This is a genomic window from Aggregatibacter kilianii (assembly GCF_003129965.1).
GTDB lineage: Bacteria > Pseudomonadota > Gammaproteobacteria > Enterobacterales > Pasteurellaceae > Aggregatibacter > Aggregatibacter kilianii_A.
On sequence record NZ_NRCJ01000007.1, the window covers coordinates 51,452 to 67,597 of the forward strand.

At 46.3% G+C, this 16,146-nt stretch carries 21 protein-coding genes; 5 read left to right on the forward strand and 16 right to left on the reverse strand.

All coding sequences use genetic code 11. The features are described from left to right. Positions 1-72: 72 nt before the first annotated feature. Together DK430_RS06475 and DK430_RS06480 are read right to left on the reverse strand one after the other, a co-directional pair. Positions 73-633: a PH domain-containing protein gene (locus tag DK430_RS06475; protein WP_109078277.1), complete on the reverse strand. Its 561-nt coding sequence runs from the start codon at positions 631-633 to the stop codon at positions 73-75. Between the two features lie 148 nt (positions 634-781). Then, positions 782-1,189 carry a PACE efflux transporter gene (locus DK430_RS06480; RefSeq protein ID WP_109078278.1) on the reverse strand — a complete coding sequence of 136 codons (408 nt, stop codon included), beginning with the start codon at positions 1,187-1,189 and terminating at the stop codon, positions 782-784. 145 nt (positions 1,190-1,334) lie between these two features. Between DK430_RS06480 and DK430_RS06485 the strand changes: the two genes are divergently transcribed. Continuing rightward, positions 1,335-2,477, forward strand: coding sequence for an NADH-dependent flavin oxidoreductase (locus tag DK430_RS06485; protein ID WP_109078390.1), 1,143 nt, complete (start codon positions 1,335-1,337; stop codon positions 2,475-2,477). 96 nt (positions 2,478-2,573) lie between these two features. On the opposite strand, the gene DK430_RS06490 is transcribed toward DK430_RS06485, so the two are convergent. Beyond that, complete coding sequence (locus DK430_RS06490) at positions 2,574-3,719, reverse strand: iron-containing alcohol dehydrogenase (RefSeq protein ID WP_109078279.1); 1,146 nt, start codon at positions 3,717-3,719, stop codon at positions 2,574-2,576. 65 nt (positions 3,720-3,784) lie between these two features. Beyond that, the gene (locus tag DK430_RS06495) at positions 3,785-4,237 is read right to left on the reverse strand and encodes a nuclear transport factor 2 family protein (protein WP_109078280.1); all 453 of its coding nucleotides are present in this window, start codon (positions 4,235-4,237) and stop codon (positions 3,785-3,787) included. Positions 4,238-4,422: 185 nt separating this feature from the next. On the opposite strand from DK430_RS06495, the gene DK430_RS06500 reads away from it, so the two are divergent. Both DK430_RS06500 and DK430_RS06505 read left to right on the forward strand, forming a co-directional pair. After that, a complete protein-coding gene (locus DK430_RS06500; protein WP_109078281.1) occupies positions 4,423-4,698 on the forward strand; it encodes a type II toxin-antitoxin system Phd/YefM family antitoxin in 276 nt (91 codons plus the stop codon). Between the two features lie 14 nt (positions 4,699-4,712). Continuing rightward, positions 4,713-5,132, forward strand: a complete 420-nt coding sequence (locus DK430_RS06505) for a type II toxin-antitoxin system VapC family toxin (RefSeq protein WP_109078282.1) — start codon at positions 4,713-4,715, stop codon at positions 5,130-5,132. A 73-nt stretch (positions 5,133-5,205) separates the two neighbouring features. Here the strand turns inward: DK430_RS06505 and DK430_RS06510 are convergent, their stop codons facing one another. From DK430_RS06510 to DK430_RS06565, 12 genes are all read right to left on the reverse strand, one after another. Then, positions 5,206-5,748 (reverse strand): nuclear transport factor 2 family protein, encoded by a 543-nt coding sequence (locus DK430_RS06510; RefSeq protein ID WP_109078283.1) that lies wholly within the window; start codon positions 5,746-5,748, stop codon positions 5,206-5,208. 14 nt (positions 5,749-5,762) lie between these two features. Beyond that, on the reverse strand, positions 5,763-6,671 hold the full coding sequence (locus tag DK430_RS06515; protein WP_109078284.1) for an aldo/keto reductase: 909 nt from the start codon (positions 6,669-6,671) through the stop codon (positions 5,763-5,765). A 179-nt stretch (positions 6,672-6,850) separates the two neighbouring features. Next, a complete protein-coding gene (gene alsR / locus DK430_RS06520) occupies positions 6,851-7,735 on the reverse strand; it encodes a transcriptional repressor AlsR (protein WP_239496786.1) in 885 nt (294 codons plus the stop codon). A 66-nt stretch (positions 7,736-7,801) separates the two neighbouring features. Further along, positions 7,802-8,752: a transaldolase gene (tal, locus tag DK430_RS06525; protein ID WP_109078286.1), complete on the reverse strand. Its 951-nt coding sequence runs from the start codon at positions 8,750-8,752 to the stop codon at positions 7,802-7,804. Beyond that, complete coding sequence (gene ulaA / locus DK430_RS06530; protein ID WP_109078287.1) at positions 8,749-10,101, reverse strand: PTS ascorbate transporter subunit IIC; 1,353 nt, start codon at positions 10,099-10,101, stop codon at positions 8,749-8,751. The genes tal and ulaA overlap by 4 nt, the downstream gene beginning before the upstream one ends. A 9-nt stretch (positions 10,102-10,110) precedes the next feature. Then, positions 10,111-10,380, reverse strand: a complete 270-nt coding sequence (locus DK430_RS06535; protein ID WP_109078288.1) for a PTS sugar transporter subunit IIB — start codon at positions 10,378-10,380, stop codon at positions 10,111-10,113. Positions 10,381-10,397: 17 nt separating this feature from the next. Further along, entirely contained in the window at positions 10,398-11,075 is a 678-nt protein-coding gene (alsE, locus tag DK430_RS06540; protein ID WP_109078289.1) for a D-allulose 6-phosphate 3-epimerase, read from the reverse strand. A 315-nt stretch (positions 11,076-11,390) separates the two neighbouring features. After that, positions 11,391-12,239 carry an aldo/keto reductase gene (locus tag DK430_RS06545; RefSeq protein ID WP_109078290.1) on the reverse strand — a complete coding sequence of 283 codons (849 nt, stop codon included), beginning with the start codon at positions 12,237-12,239 and terminating at the stop codon, positions 11,391-11,393. Positions 12,240-12,286: 47 nt separating this feature from the next. Next, positions 12,287-13,114: an SDR family oxidoreductase gene (locus DK430_RS06550; protein WP_109078291.1), complete on the reverse strand. Its 828-nt coding sequence runs from the start codon at positions 13,112-13,114 to the stop codon at positions 12,287-12,289. Positions 13,115-13,273: 159 nt separating this feature from the next. After that, positions 13,274-13,966 carry a DUF4405 domain-containing protein gene (locus DK430_RS06555; protein WP_239496787.1) on the reverse strand — a complete coding sequence of 231 codons (693 nt, stop codon included), beginning with the start codon at positions 13,964-13,966 and terminating at the stop codon, positions 13,274-13,276. Positions 13,967-14,100: 134 nt separating this feature from the next. Continuing rightward, positions 14,101-14,715, reverse strand: a complete 615-nt coding sequence (locus tag DK430_RS06560; RefSeq protein WP_109078292.1) for a flavodoxin — start codon at positions 14,713-14,715, stop codon at positions 14,101-14,103. A gap of 33 nt (positions 14,716-14,748) precedes the next feature. Then, positions 14,749-15,330 (reverse strand): NAD(P)H-binding protein, encoded by a 582-nt coding sequence (locus tag DK430_RS06565; RefSeq protein ID WP_109078293.1) that lies wholly within the window; start codon positions 15,328-15,330, stop codon positions 14,749-14,751. Positions 15,331-15,503: 173 nt separating this feature from the next. On the opposite strand from DK430_RS06565, the gene DK430_RS06570 reads away from it, so the two are divergent. Further along, a complete protein-coding gene (locus DK430_RS06570; protein WP_109078294.1) occupies positions 15,504-15,740 on the forward strand; it encodes an antitoxin in 237 nt (78 codons plus the stop codon). Further along, positions 15,737-16,144: a type II toxin-antitoxin system VapC family toxin gene (locus tag DK430_RS06575; protein ID WP_109078295.1), complete on the forward strand. Its 408-nt coding sequence runs from the start codon at positions 15,737-15,739 to the stop codon at positions 16,142-16,144. Before DK430_RS06570 ends, DK430_RS06575 begins: the two co-directional genes overlap by 4 nt. Positions 16,145-16,146 lie beyond the last annotated feature (2 nt).

Here is a 16,146-nt window from a genome sequence, read left to right on the forward strand (position 1 = left end):
AAAAAAGCATAAGCCATCGAAAAGTAGCAAAGTCTGCTTTCCGATGGCTTATTTTTTTGTGGTTCAAAAAGATTAAGGCTTATAGCGGGTTTGATAACCCGGGTTTTCTTCAGGGCGTAATTGATTCGGGAATTGGCGGTCTGTAGTGATGTCCATTGAAGTTTGCTGAATCAGCTTATAAACCTCGTAAGGATTTTCAATAAAACGGATAAAATTTCTGTTACCGAAACGGATTGTGCCGCGCTTGAATAGGGTCTCTAGCAGTCCCACATTCACCCGTAAATCATGCACTTCGGGCAACTCGGCACTGGAAATATCCAGCCCAATAATTCCGGAAGTGAAATACAGGCGTTTATCGGTCAGCGCATAATCAATACGATACCAGTTGAAAAATCGATAGATAGGAGAAAACAGCGCGTACCACACCGGCGCCAGATGAAAAAGGATAAAAAGGTTCGCATATGGGAAAAGCCCGTGCGACGCGGCATTAAACCTTGTTATAAAAAAGAAATCGAAAATCCCCCAACAGAGCGCAAAAGGATAAACCAACGGGTTGCCCAACGTGTATAAAAAATGATGCGGTTTGCCTTGCCACAAGATATTTTCGTTAGGGTCGGTGAGATTTTTAAGCATTCTTCCCTCCTTACGGATAATGAAATGTGATTATTCTATCGTTAAATCAAAAAGTTTCAATTTCATAGGACGTTTCCTCAGCGCAGCAAGAACACAGAGAAAAAAGTGCGGTCGATTTACAAAGTATTTTTGAATCATCGACCGCTTGCTATTCCCGCACAAAAAACAACCGCAAATGATCGTACGCCCAGTTAAACAAAAAGGTGTAAATCATAATAATTAACGTAAGCGAAATATCCATTAGCAAGGCTTCCCAAAGGGTGAGCCCGAGGGCATACATAAGCATCGGCAGGGTGAGCAGCATTAAAGCGGTTTCAAAGGAAACCGTGTGCAACAGCCGAACCCCAAAGCCACGCAATTCCCGTCTGCCCGTAAAAATCTTGTCGAACAGCCAGTTAAAGCCGAAGTTGCACCCCATCGCCACCACAGAAATCGCCACACTCAATCCTATCGCCGAATGCAGCTCACCGCCCACTAAAGAGACGGCAATGACCGTCACGATAATCGCGCCGAGTTCAAATAAAACGGTATGAAGAAGCCGCTCTTTAACCTGCATGATGTCATTCCTTGTTATAAAAGGGCGTATTTTGAAGGATTACGCGGAGGAGTGCAACGGTTGGAAACGCGACGCAACATAGCCCGCGCGCCCAAAAGGGAGTAACATGGGGAAATTCTTATTATCCAAATATGAGGAAAGCAACATGAACCTGAAATTCGCCCCTTTATTTCAACCTTTTACCTTAAACAATGGTGTGGAAATTAAAAACCGCTTAGTGGTCGCGCCGATGACCCATTTTGGTTCCAACCCGGACGGCACCTTGGGTGTGCAAGAACGCCGATTTATCAGCAATCGCGCCGGCGATATGGGAATGTTTATTCTGGCGGCAACCTTAGTACAAGATGGCGGCAAAGCCTTTCACGGACAGCCGGAAGCCATTCATGAAGCGCAACTCGCCTCCTTAAAAGAAACCGCCGATGTGATTAAGGCGCAAGGTGCAAAAGCCATCTTGCAAATTCACCACGGCGGCAAACAAGCTCTCGCCGAATTATCCAACGGAAAAGAGAAAATCTCCGCCAGCCGTGATGACGCCAGCGGCACGAGGGAAGCCAGCGCAGAAGAAGTGCGGTCATTAATTGCGGCGTTTGGCAATGCCACGGATTTAGCCATTCGCGCCGGTTTCGACGGCGTAGAAATTCACGGAGCGAATAACTACTTGATTCAACAATTTTATTCCGGCCATTCTAATCGTCGCACCGACGAATGGGGCGGCTCCCGCGAAAAACGAATGCGCTTCCCGTTAGCGGTGGTGGAAGCGGTGCTTGCCGCCAAAGCCAAACATCAGGCGCAGGATTTTATCGTCGGCTATCGCTTTTCACCGGAAGAACCGGAGGAATTAGGCCTCACCATGGAAGACACTTTCGCCTTAATCGATGCGCTGAAAAACCTGCCGTTGCAATATTTACATGTTTCCTTGTGGGATTTCTACAAAAAAGCCCGCCGTGGTGCGGACAGCCACGCTGAGCGTATTCGGTTAATTCATGAGCGCATCGGCGGTAAACTGCCATTAATCGGCGTAGGCAATCTTTACACCGCCGATGACATCCTCAACGCCTTCAATACCGGCTGGGCGGAATTCATCGCACTAGGCAAAACCGTGATGATAAACCCGGACATCGCCACGAAAATTTTACACGGCGAAGAAGCCCAAATTCAGCGCGCCATCGACCCCGAACACGCTGATCACTACGGCTTCCCGGATTTGCTTTGGCACTTCACCTTAAGCGGCACGCAAGCCTGGCTGCCGCCGTTAAAAGGTCAGCATCCGCAGATTTTGGATATTTAAGATGGGGAATTAGAAGGAAAGTGCGGTCGTTTTTTCAGGTGTTTTTCAAAATCAAAAAACAATCCGAAAACCGACCGCACTTTTATGTAAAACCAATCACTTCGCCAAGGCAAAGATCGTACGGATCACGTCCTTGCCGTAAAGCTCGCTCATTTTCCAGTTGACGGCGTTTTGTGCGGCGTTGTCGATCACATTTTCCAGCACTTCGCCTTCAATGCCGAATTGTGAAAGTTTGGTTGGCGTACCGATTTTATCGAACCAGGCTTTCAAGGCGGCAATGCCTTCTTCCGCGGTGTTCAGGCCAAAAATTTCTTTGGCGAAACGTTTGAACTGTTTCGGGTTACGATCTTTATACCAAGTCATCCACGCCGGCATCACGACGGATAAACCGCCGCCGTGCGGCACGTCGCAAATGGCGCTCATGGCGTGTTCGATCATGTGATTCGGGAAACCGTAGGTTGAAATGCCTAAGTGCGTCAAGCCGTTTAACGCCATGGTCGCCGCCCAGGCAAATTCGCCTCGTGCATTCAAATCATCGGGATGTTGCAACAGGATTTCAGTGGTACGAATCACGGTTTTGATATTGGATTCTACTAGAAAATCAATAAGTTCAGGACGCTCCTGCGCGGTAAAGTAGGCTTCGATGGAGTGGGCGATAATGTCTGCAGCGGAATACACCAAATAATCGCGTCCCACCGTGGATTGCAATTTCGGGTTGATGACCGACACTTTCGGAAACAGGCTTTTTCCACGAATGGAATATTTTTGCCGGGTTTCTTCGTTGGTAACCACGCCGCCGTTATTCATTTCGCTGCCCGTTGCCGCCAGAGTGATCACATCGAAAATCATCAACGCGTCTTTCACTTCCGTGCCGATGAAAAAATCCCACACGTCACTATCATACAACGCGCCCGCCGCAATGGCTTTCGCGCTGTCTAAGCAGGAACCGCCGCCGATACTCAACACGCTGTCCACACCCGCAGCTTTCGCCAATGCCACGCCTTCACGTACTTTGCTTAACACCGGGTTGCTTTTAATGCCGCCAAGTTCGACAAATTCAATGCCTTCGGCACGCAGGCTTTTTGCCACATCATCAAACAATCCGGATTGTTTCACGCGTTCACTGCCATACACGATCAAGGCTTTTTTCGCGCCGAATTCGCGCATATACGTACCCATATTTTTTTCTTTATCGACACCAAATTCGATACGGGTTGGATTGTAGAAACTGAATGGAAACATATTTTTACTCCTCTTTTGTAAAAGACCGCTTTTACAAGCGGTCAAGTTCTCATACTATTTTGCCATTATGCCATAGTACCCACTTCACGGCTGTCGCTAATCATAAAATTCGCGATACGGCGTTTAATCAACCATTCACCGTTCACTTTCGCGTAGCTGTCGTTATAACGGACGTGGTGATTGTGCATCATCTCTTTGCCATCTTTTTCTTCCACTAACACAACGTGGCAGTAAGTGATAGCGTCCGCCGACGTTTCGGTTAAGTTAGAAATGGTTAATTGACCGTTCAAGTGATACACGGTTTTGAAATTCGCTAAGAAATGGGTGAACACATTCACGATTTCCGCACGACCGGTCATATCTGCAAACAGCTCGCCACCGATGTAAGTGGTGACATGGGCATCCTCAGCAAATAACGGACCTTGTGCTGCCACGTTTTTCTCATCGGCTAAATTTGAGAAGGTATCGACTAATTCTTTAATCGATTGTTTTTCAGTTAATATTTCGATTGGAGTCATTTGATTTTTTCCTTTGTTCGTTGAAAGTGCGGTTAGTTTAAAGAAAGTTTTTGTGCGGATAAATGGGGCTTTAATTGATGATGTAGTGAATTAAATTCAGTAATCAATTTTGTAGAAAGAAACGACTTACTTGCCAAAGCAATAAAAGGTAGTAAAATAACTACAATTTTACTCAGGAGGGCAATATGGCAATTACCGTCACTTCAAAAGAATTTAATCAACGTGCCAGCTATGTGCTGAAACTCTCTGAAACGCAGCCCGTTTTTATTACCAAATGGGGCAAGATTGTGAGTGTGTTGTCGAGTTATCAAGATTACCGCAAAGCACAATCAGAGCCGAGTTTTGAAGAACTATTTGGGCAGTCCGCCACAAGCGTGAGCGCTGAAGAGATTGACGATTTCGACCAAATTCTGGCTGATATTCGTAAAGAAACGCGTATGCGCGAAGTGGAATTTGACTAGGCGGAATTTGAGTAATGTACTTATTAGACACAAACATTATTTCCGAGCTTTATAAATTCCGTAATGGAAAAATTAACGCCGGCGTGAAAGCGTGGTTGGCAGATGTTTTACCGAGCGAAACGGCGATCAGCTGCATTACGCTTTCAGAAATTCAAACGGGTATTTTGTTGAAAGCCCGCAAAGATAAAGCACAAGCCCATTTATTAAATGAATGGTTTAAACGGCAAATTATCCCAGCTTATCGACAAAATACGTTAGCCATTACGGCAGAAATTGCCTTAATGGCAGCAGAGTTACATATTCCCAATAAAATGGATATTAACGATGCCTACATTGCAGCGACCGCAAAATTTCATCGTTTAAAGCTAGTCACCCGCAACGTCAAAGATTTTGAAAATTGCGGCGTGAAAATTATTAATCCATTTCTTGAGTAAAAAAATACCGCTTGTTTCGGTTACCGAATCAACAAGCGGTCAATTTCATTTCACGCTTTGCACATCTTACGGCTTATTCCGCCGCTTTCTCACTCACCTGACTAAACAAAAAATTCGATTTGCGGCTTTCGATTAACCAACGTCCGTTTTGTTTCACATACACATCGTCGTAACGCACACCACGGCGTTCGGCGATGTCTTTGCCGTTTTCGGTTTTAATCAGCGTCACATCGCAATAGCTCACGCCCGCTGCCTGCGTTGGGCTTTGGAAACGTACCGTTTGTTGCCCGTTTAAATGATAAACCGTGTGGAACTGGGCGAGATAACCGCTGAAAGCTTTATTCAAGGTGTCGCGCCCCACAAGCGGTGGATTTGCTTTGCCGTTTTGCACACTTTGCACGGAGGCATTTTCGGTGAACAGCAACACTTGCTCATCAATGCGTTTTTCGTCCGCTAGGTTAGAGAACGTATCCACCAACTCTTTAAGCTGAATGCGATCGCTGATTTCTTGTAGTGAAATGGCTTCGTGATACGCAGGGCGAACATCTTGCACGTTATTTGCCAAAGTTGGTAAGGCAAGCGTGGCGGTAAAAAGTGCGGTTAAAATCTTTTTCATTTTTGCTCCTTCATTTAGAACGTGGAAAAGCGGTATTGTTTATCTAAGGCTTTCATCTTTGCCATTTCCGCATCGCTGAGTGCGAAGTCGAAAATATCGATATTTTCTTTAATATGTGCCGGGTTGCTTGAACCGGGAATGGCAATATTACCGCTCTGTAATTGCCAACGCAGGATAATCTGTGCCGGTGTTTTTTGGTGTGCTTGAGCGATTTCGACAATGGTCAGATCGGCAAACAAGGTTTGCGTGCCGCCACGTCCGTAGCGATCTCGTCCACCCAATGGATACCACGCTTCCAGCACCGTACCGTAACGGTCAAAATACGGTTTGAGATCTTGCCATTGGTTGTATGGGTGCGTTTCATTCTGCACGACCGCCGGGGTAATTTCGGCGATTTTCATGATGTCGGCAAACTCCGGTTCGTAGAAATTCGACAAGCCAATTGACTTCACCTTGCCTGCTTTCACCGCGGCTTCCATCGCTTTATAGGCGTCCTTGTCGTGCGGTGCGGGGTGGTGAAGCAGAAGCAAATCGATGTAGTCGGTATCTAAGCGTGCCAACATCGCATCAATTTCTGCCGCCGCATTGGGGAAATCCGCCGTCCATAATTTGGTGGTTAAGAAAATTTCACTGCGCGGTACGCCCGATTTTTTCATCGCACGCCCCACTGCCGCTTCATTGCCGTAAATGTGGGCGGTATCAATCAAGCGATAACCGTTTTGCAAGGCGTGCAAGACGGAATTTTCCGCCTGTTCTTGGTTCAACATAAACACGCCAATGCCTAAAATCGGCATCGTGCGACCATCGTTAAGCTGCACGGTTTTGCGCTCGAAATCAAACTTGGGGGCAGCCGCTTGTGCGTTTGCCGCTACGCTTAGCGAAAGCCCGAGAGACAGTCCAAGTGCGGTCAATATTTTTTTCATTTTTGCTCCTTGCTTAAAATTAAGATAAAGAGAGTTTAAAGAAGAATTTTATTCAGATAAAGTGGGGTTTATTCATTATCGTCGTGAATATAATTCAGTAATACGTAATGTGGAGAGAAAAAAGACCGCTTATTTTTCAACAAGCGGTCTTTTACATGATTATAAATTTAAGGATACATTTATTTCATTCTGAAATATTCCGTAGCCTGTACTGTTTTTTCTAAATTATTTTTAGCCATTTGTCTGTTTTGCTGAATAACGGCCGTAAAAAATACATCAACCAGAACTAATTGTAAGATACGTGCGGAAGCATTTTTACCGAGTAACGGTGTATCCGGTGCGGGAGAGCAGATCACAAAATCTGCCAGCGAGGCAATCGGCGATACATCGCTATGCGTAATACAGATGATTTTTGCCCCATTTTCTCGCGCTTGCTTCACCACCCGTAATAAATCGGTGGTTTTGCCCGAATGGGAAACGACCAAGACCACGTCGTCGGCAGATAACAGCGAAGCGGACATCATCATTAAATGCACGTCTTTATAACCATTACAGCGAATACCAACCCGTAAAAACTTATGCGCAATGTCATCACAAATGGAATTGGAACCGCCTGCCGCATAGAGATCGCGATTTTTGGCATTAAAGAAGCATTTTGCCGCCGCCTCAATCACATCCGAACGCAAAATGCTTTTTCCTTCCACGATTGTTTGCAAGGAAACGTTAAAGACTTTATCGATTAAATCCTGAGTCGTGTCCTGTCGGGACAGTTCAATCGGCTCGGGATCGAGGTGAGCCAAACAAGCCGCCACTTGTCTGCGCAAATCGCGAAAGCCGGTAAAACCGAGTAATTTGGCGACTTTGACGATAAGGGCCTCCGATAAAGAGAGGGCTTCAGCCACTTCGCTCAATGCCGTATTTTCTGAAAACTTTGAGGGATCGAGAATCCAATCAACGACCCGTTTTTCCGTGTCGGTCAATCCTTCCCGTTGCATTCTTATGCGTGGGATTAGCGATAAATCTTTCATTGTTGTGTTAGGGATAATGGTTAATCGTCGCGTCATTTTATAGCGAAACCCGCAAGGGCGAAAGTGCGGTCAAAATTCAAGGTGTTTTTTGACCGCACTTTTTTATAATTTCGCCACCAGCATGGCTTCCAGTTTTTCCTGATCCAAGGCGAATTTGCGGATGCCTTCCGCCAGTTTATCCACCGCCATGGCATCACTGTTATGCTGCCAATAAAATTCCGCTTCGGAAAGGGGCTGTGGCTTCTCTTGAACTTCTCCGCAATAATCAAGCTTACGGCTGAGTTCGCCTTGATTTTCCTGTAACGCCTGTAATAACGGCGGCGCAATGGTTAAGCGATCGCAACCCGCCAGTTCGGTAATTTCACCGAGGTTACGGAAACTGGCGCCCATCACAATGGTGTCGTAGCCATATTGTTTGTAATAACGATAAATATGACTAACCGAAATCACGCCGGGATCTTCTGCCGGTGCGTAATTTTGCTTATCCGAATGGGCTTTGTGCCAATCTAGAATTCGTCCGACAAACGGTGAAATTAAATAAACACCGGCTTCTGCACAAGCCCGAGCCTGCGCTTGAGAAAATAATAATGTGAGATTACAGTTAATGCCTTCTTTCTCTAAGATCTCTGCCGCCCGAATTCCCTGCCAGGTCGCCGCGATTTTGATCAGAATACGCTCATTACCGATACCCGCCTGATTATACAGGGCGATTAATTTGCGTGCTTTGCTCACCGTTGCCTGTGTGTCATAAGAGAGGCGGGCATCCACTTCAGTGGAGATACGCCCCGGGACAATTGCCAGGATTTCTAATCCGATATTCACCGCCAATTTATCTTCCGCATCAAGCAATTGCTGCGCTTTGTCATGGCTTTGTCCTTTTGCGTAAGCAATGGCTTCGTCAATTAAAGCGGCGTATTGCGGCAGTTGTGATGCGCTTAAAATCAGCGAAGGATTGGTCGTCGCATCTTGCGGTTGATATTGTCGAATCGCCTCAATATCGCCGGTGTCGGCAACCACAATGCTAAGTGATTTTAAAGAGGTTAATTGATTCATTTCTGTTCTCCTTTTTTCGCCAGTACGTTATAGGCAATAAGCACCGCCCATAGACCGATAATCACCGCTGTAATCATCTCTTTAGAGAAATATTGCGCCATATAACCGAGGGTGATACCAATCACGCCAAAGTCCGCATCAGAGAAGGTTGTATTGGCAACACCAAGAGAACCTAATACCGGCAACAAGAACACCGGTAGGAAGGAAATCAATATCCCTTGCACGAAAGCACCGGCGATCGCACCGCGTCGTCCGCCCATCGCATTGCCGAACACACCTGCTGTTGCGCCACAGAAAAAGTGCGGTACAACGCCGGGTAAAATTAATACCCAATTAAGCTGTCCGAGCAAGAACAATGCAAACAAGCCGCCGGCAAAACTGGACAAGAAGCCGAGTAATACCGCATTAGGCGCATAAGGGAATACAATTGGACAATCCAATGCCGGTTTGGCATTTGGTACTAATTTTTCGGAAAATCCTTTAAATGCCGGCACAATTTCCGCCAGAATCAGGCGTACACCCTGCAGAATAATGTAAACGCCGGCGGCAAAGGTGATGGCTTGAATGAAGGAATACACCAAATAATGCTGATCCGGGCTGAAATTAGCCGAAACGTATTCGCTACCGGAGGCGATCGCCAACACAAAGTAAATAACCAACATCGTTAATGAAATAGAGACCGAACTATCGCGCAGGAAACTTAAATTTTGCGGTAAATTCATCTCTTCCGTAGAAGGGGAGTTTTTACCCACGGCTTTTCCCGTTAAGCCCGATGCGACATAGCCGATAGTACCAAAATGACCTAACGCCACATCGTCGCTTTCGGTAATTTTACGCATAAACGGTTGTGCAAGCGCGGGAAACAAGGCCATTACCAAACCGAGCGTTAACGCCCCAATCACGACAAGTAACACGCCGTCAAAGCCTGCGACGGTTAAAATCACCGCAATCAAACACGCCATATAGAAGGTATGATGTCCGGTTAAAAAGATGTATTTCAGACGGGTAAAGCGGGCAATTGCAATATTTGCCACCATGCCGAACGCCATAATCAATGCCGTTGCCGTTCCGAATTTTTCCACTGCAATAGAAACCGCCGCTTCCATATTCGGAATAATGCCTTGTACGTTAAAGGCATGCTCAAACATTCCGCCGAGCGGATTAAGTGAATTAACCAGAACACCGGCACCACCGCCTAATACTAAAAAGCCAAGAATGGTTTTTAGCGTACCTTTCACAATATCCGCCGACGATTTTTTCTGTGTTGCCAACCCGATCAATGCAATTAAACCGACCAGCACCGCCGGCACTTTGAGAATATCTAACACAAATGAAAGTAAGGAATTCATAATCCACCTCTAGCGATTAAAGTATGCGGAAAGTTTTTCTTCATATTCCTTTACGCTGACAATGTTTTTCACGGTGATAATGCGATCCGCCGGTAAATTACTGCTACCGGCAATATCGCTTGCCATCACGAATACATCCGCACTGTCTGATGTCACGGATGAGAGATCCGTATGATTCACTTCCGCCTCGACATTAAGCTTGCTTAATGCTTTTTTGATGTTCATTTCCATCATAAAGCTACTACCGACACCGTTGCCGCAAACTGCCATAATTTTCATAATAATCTCCTTTTGGATCAGATAGTTGTATATTGAGCGATATCGCTTGCCATAATGTCCCAGGCATCGCTGATGTTGTCAGCCAGGCTGAATAAGCCGGATGTTCCGACAATGAGTACATCCGAACCCGCGTTAATCAATCGTTCGTATGTTTTACTATTGCAAGAACCATCGATTTCGATTTCATAATTTAATTGATGTTGTTCACGGTAAGTTTTTAGTGCGCTAATTTTGTACAACATTTCCGGAATAAATGCCTGTCCGGCAAATCCGGGATCGATGGTTAAAACAGTGACTTTATCCACCTTATGCATATAAAGTTGCGCCGCCGAAATATCGGTTTCAGGATTAAAAATAATGCCGACTTTCATACCTAGCTGACGAATACGATCAAATAACCGAAAAGCTTGTCCCGAAATCGTTTCAACCTGTAACGTAATCATGTCTGCGCCCGCCTCGGCGAGAACCTCAATATAATTTTCCGGTTTCATTACCATTAAGTGACAATCTAAAGGTTTCTTTGCCAGCTTTTTCACTTCCTTTACAAAAAATGGCGAAAGCGTGATGTTTTGCACAAAGTGTCCGTCCATAATATCAATGTGAAAGTAACCAACTTTCTGATCTAAAAACTCAATTTGCTCTTTAAATTTGGTTAAATCCATACACATTAATGAAGGCGCTATCGTTACACTCATAATAATCTCCTATGTGGTTTACTTTCACTCTCATCACAGAAAATAAAATTTTGTGAAGTTGATATACTTATACCACACTTTTTGAATTGGTCAAGCTTTTCTTTATGAGATTTTTATTTTTGTGAAGTTTTATATAAAAAAGAAAAGATTAAGATGATTTACAGCCTGTTAAATACGGGATATTTTATGAGTTATATTGAAAATAAAATCACAAACAAATATCAACATGTAAAGATATTGCAATTTTAATAATATGAAATGATAGAAAATAAAGGGAAAGACCGCCGGTCTTTTTTCAACAAGCGGTCGAGGTGATTACTCGTCTTGCATATAGCCTTTCAGCCAACGCATTGCTTCAATGCTATGATGGTCGATAAATTGGCTTTCACCGAGATCTAACGTGGCGATGGCTTGTTTGTCTTCTTCACTCAAGGCGAAGTCAAATACCGCCAAATTTTCTGCCATACGTTCAGGTTTGGTCGATTTGGCTAACACAACAATGCCTTGCTCCACCAGCCAGCGTACAATCACTTGTGCGACCGATTTTCCGTATTTTGCGCCGATGGCGGTCAGTGTCGGATTGCGGAAAATATCGTGCTTTCCTTCCGCAAAAGGCGCCCAGGCTTCCGGCACAATGCCTTCGGCTTTTAAAATCGCAATATCATTGCGGCGTTGGTGGAACGGATTAATTTCAATTTGATCCACCTGCGGCATGACTTGGTTAAATTCGCCTAAATCCACCGCACGATCCGGCGTGAAGTTGCTCACGCCGATAGCACGAATTTTGCCTTCCGACCGTAATTTTTCCAACGCGCGCCAAGTGCCGTACACATCGCCGAAAGGTTGATGAATCAGCACGAGATCAAGATAATCTAATTGCATTTTTGCCAGTGAATGCTCAACGGAAGCGCGCGCCGCTTCTTCGCCGGCATTGCTAATCCACACTTTGGTGGTCACAAACAAGGCTTCGCGCGCCACACCGCTGTTGGCAATGCCGCGTCCCACTTCCGCTTCATTGCAGTAGGCTTGCGCCGTGTCGATATGGCGATAACCCGCTTGAATGGCGTGAATCACCGCCTGCTCGGTTTCTTCCGGCGGGATTTGGAACACGCCGAAGCCCAAAATCGGCATTTTTACGTTGTTATTCAGTTGAATACTTTGCATTTTCTTCTCCTTATGACTTAAAAAACGTTTGAAAAACCCACCGCACTTTATTTGGCAGTTTCCAGATCTTTCCACCAATATTTCGCGGTGGCGCCGCCGTCGATTAAGAAATCACTGCCGGTAATATACGCGCCGCGTTCGGACATGATTAATTCCGCCAAATTGGCGATTTCGTCCGGTGCGCCGCCACGACCGACCGGAAGTTCGGACAGCATTTTTTGATAGAATTCTTTACGATCGCCGTTCAGCTCATCGTTGGCGAGAGGCGTGTAAATAATTCCGGCGCTAATGCAGTTCACGCGGGCGCCGCGTTTGCCCCATTTCACTGCTTCCCATTGCACGCGCAAGGCATTACCACGTTTGGAAAGTTGGTAGGCGCGCAAGCTGTCGTCCACTTCTTTAATGAACGGTAAATTCAGCAATTCATCTATCGGAGTGAGTGCGAGCGCGCGGTTTTGTTCTAAGGTCAGCGGGGCTAAACGATAAGCGGATTGCGAACCGATCATTATTGCCGAACCGCCTTTCGCGATGACCTTACCGAATTCTTCCAGCAACACCGCCGTGCCGTATAAATCCACTTTGAAGAGCTGCTGCGCGGAGGCTTGCGATGGCGACACACCGGCGGTGTTGATTAACCCTTTGATGTCACCAAATGCGGTGGAAAATGCCACGACGTTTTGAATGGATTCGCGGCTGGAGACATCGCATTCCACGGTATATACACGAAAGCCCGCGTTGCGTAATTCCGCCGCTTGTTTTTCCGCGTTTTCCAAACGTAAATCCGCCAACACCAATTCTTTTCCCACCGCCACACGACGGGCGATTGCTACACCGATGGCGCCGGAACCGACTAAAACGATCACTTCTTTTGACATCTTCTCTTCCCCTTATTTATTGAAAGTACGGTCAGTTTAGCGCGAGTTTTTTCCGGGAAAAACCGCCTCTTGTTCATTGATGTGTTGAATAAAATTCAGTAATAAAAATATCCTCAAAAACGACCGCACTTTTCATCACCAGAAAATCAATATCCTTTTTCATTTTTTATCCTCATTTTGCGGGCGGCGAAATAACGCCAGCCACACCGCAACGCGCGTGGCGTAGGCGAAGAAAATCAGAATGGCGAAATAATCGGCATAAAAATGCACCGCACTTTCGTTGCTGTCGAAAAAAGCGAAGTCCACGTTGTTAACTAAATACGGAAATAAATCCCGGCTGTAAAAGACGAATAAGCCGTACAGGGCGAGGGCGCTCCAAATCAACGGCAATCCCCATTTTACGGTGATGCCGTTTAAATCCGTGCCGAAGATACGTCCCAACATCGCTGCCAACGCCTTCCAGTGTAAGCCGACGTGCATGGCGATGACGATTTGAATCCAATGCACGCTTAACATGTGAGTTTTGCGCGTGACATCGTCGGTTAAGTGAAACGGCATCTCGGCGAAAATATGCTTGGAAAGCAAAATTCCGCTGATAGAAGCCGTCAGAAACAGCAAAATCAGCGCGCCGTTTAACCCTGTTTGCAGCAGGCGATACGCATTATCGCCCTGCCGGAGCTTTTTAAACCACCATAAATTCAGCCCCGTGTGGCTGAAAATCAACCCGATAAACGCCAAGCCGAGCCATTCGTGCACTATTTCGCCGAGCAAGTGATATGCCATCAGGGAAAGCAGCAGAACGGTGAGAATAAGATCCTGAATGAGTTGGATGTAGTATTTTTGGGGCATCATCAAATTCCAAAAATGCCGAGGGTAAGTTTACCCACGGTTAGGCATAAGCGTTCCCCTTTGGGGAACAAGCCGCTTCTACCCCAACGGGGTAGGATGATAACTAACCTAGGGTAACTTGTTACCCTAGGCAATCGCTATTGTAATTTCTTCAACCATTCCGCCAAATCACGCTCCACGTCGCTATCTGCCTTGGTCGTGCGGTGCAAATACACCTCAAAGCCCGCTTTCATATTGGCTTTCGGTTGCATTTTGCGGATTTCTTCCAAGCTGCCGCTGAAGCGACTGCCGCCGTGAGCGACGAACGGGATAAGGGTTTTGCCGCTGAAGTCGTTTTGCTCAAAGAAGCTGTACATCGCCATCGGCATCTGGTACCACCAAATCGGGTAGCCGACGAAAATGGTGTCGTAATCCGCCAGGTTTGGTTTGGCTTTTAACGCCGGCTTGGTGCCTTTGCGCTGTTCCGCCTGGGCGAAATCCAATAACGGCTTGTGGGTGTCCGGGTAGCGTTGTACGGTTTCAATGCGGAAAAAATCGCCACCGACGTTTTTCTGAATTTCACGGGCAAGATATTCCGTGGCACCGAACGCCTGCCTGTCTTTGATGATTTTACTGGCGCCGCTGACGCCGTCCAGTTTGTCATTCGGAATGCTTTCCGGGTGCGTAAAATACACGATGAGATTTTTGGCTTGTGCCATTTGCGCGCCGAGTAACAACATGACGCCAGTAAAAAGTGCGGTTGCTTTTTTCATCGTTTTTTCCTCTCTGTGTTTGACATTAACAGGTTAAACTCGCGCGATGCCAAGGCTTTCGCCGATAGCATATTCGGGGCGATCCACCAATTTGGCGATAAGTACCGCGATACTCCGTTTGGACACCTCATGCCCACGAAACGGCTCGCCTTTGCGGGTCAGTTGATAATCAATTTCCGCGCCGTTAGTGAACCAACCCGGACGAATCACGGTGTAATCCAAATCGGCGCTTTCCACCACCTTCGCCGAATTGCGATACGGATCTAAAATCGCGCCGTGATCTTCGCCGGTTTCATTGTAGATGCCCATGGAGCTGATCCAAATCAGGCGTTTCACACCTGTCTTATTCATGGCTTGTACGACGTTTTTCGCCATCGGCTCAAGGTTGCCGGCGAGGTTGGCATAGACAATATCCTGCCCCGCCATTAACTGTTCAAGTTGCGCCAAATCCATTACATCCCCCTGCACCACCTTCACGCGCTTACCGACAAATTTTTGCAAGTTCGCCACATTGCGCAACATCAGCGTTAATCGTACGGCGGAATTTTCCAACAGCACCGGAATCACCGTTTGCGCCAACCCGCCGTTCGCGCCTAAAACCAAGACGTTTTTCATTTATTCACCTCATTGTTCATGGAAAGTGCGGTCAGTTTACAAAGTGTTTTGCTTGAGATAAATCAGGGTTGGTTTTATAGTGTCGTGAATAAAATTCAGCAATGATTATTTTGACCGGGAAGAGGAATGGGCGTAGTATATACTCAATTCAACATAGTATATACGGAGGAGTCATGTTAGCAAAAGTCTTTCAAAGCGGTAACAGTCAGGCGGTACGCATTCCCGTTGATTTTCGATTTGATGTGGATACCGTGGAAATTTTTCGTCAGGAAAACGGCGACGTAGTACTGCGCCCGGTGAAAAACAACGAAACGCATTTTCTGGCATTATTCGACGGATTTGACGAAGATTTCATTTCCGCCCTGGAAGATCGCGATAGCACACCGCCACAGGAGCGGGAACAACTATGATTTATTTGTTGGACACCAATATCATTATTTACCTCATGAAAAATCGTCCGCAAGCGGTTGCCGACAAAGTGGCGCAACTGCCGCCTAATGATCGGCTGGCAATGAGTTTTATCACTTATGCGGAATTGCTGAAAGGTGCCCACGGTAGTCACAACTATGAAAAAGCCGTCAGCGGTATTCAACGCATCACGAAGCGGATTTCGGTGCTGTATCCCGACGAACAAATTTGCCATTATTACGGTAAATGGGCGGACACGTTAAAAAAACAAGGCACGCCTATCGGCAATAACGATCTCTGGATTGCCTGTCATGCACTCAGTTTAAATGCAGTGCTGGTCACCCATAACGTGAAAGAATTCGCGCGCATCAACGAATTAAAATGGCAGGACTGGACTCAGGAATAAGC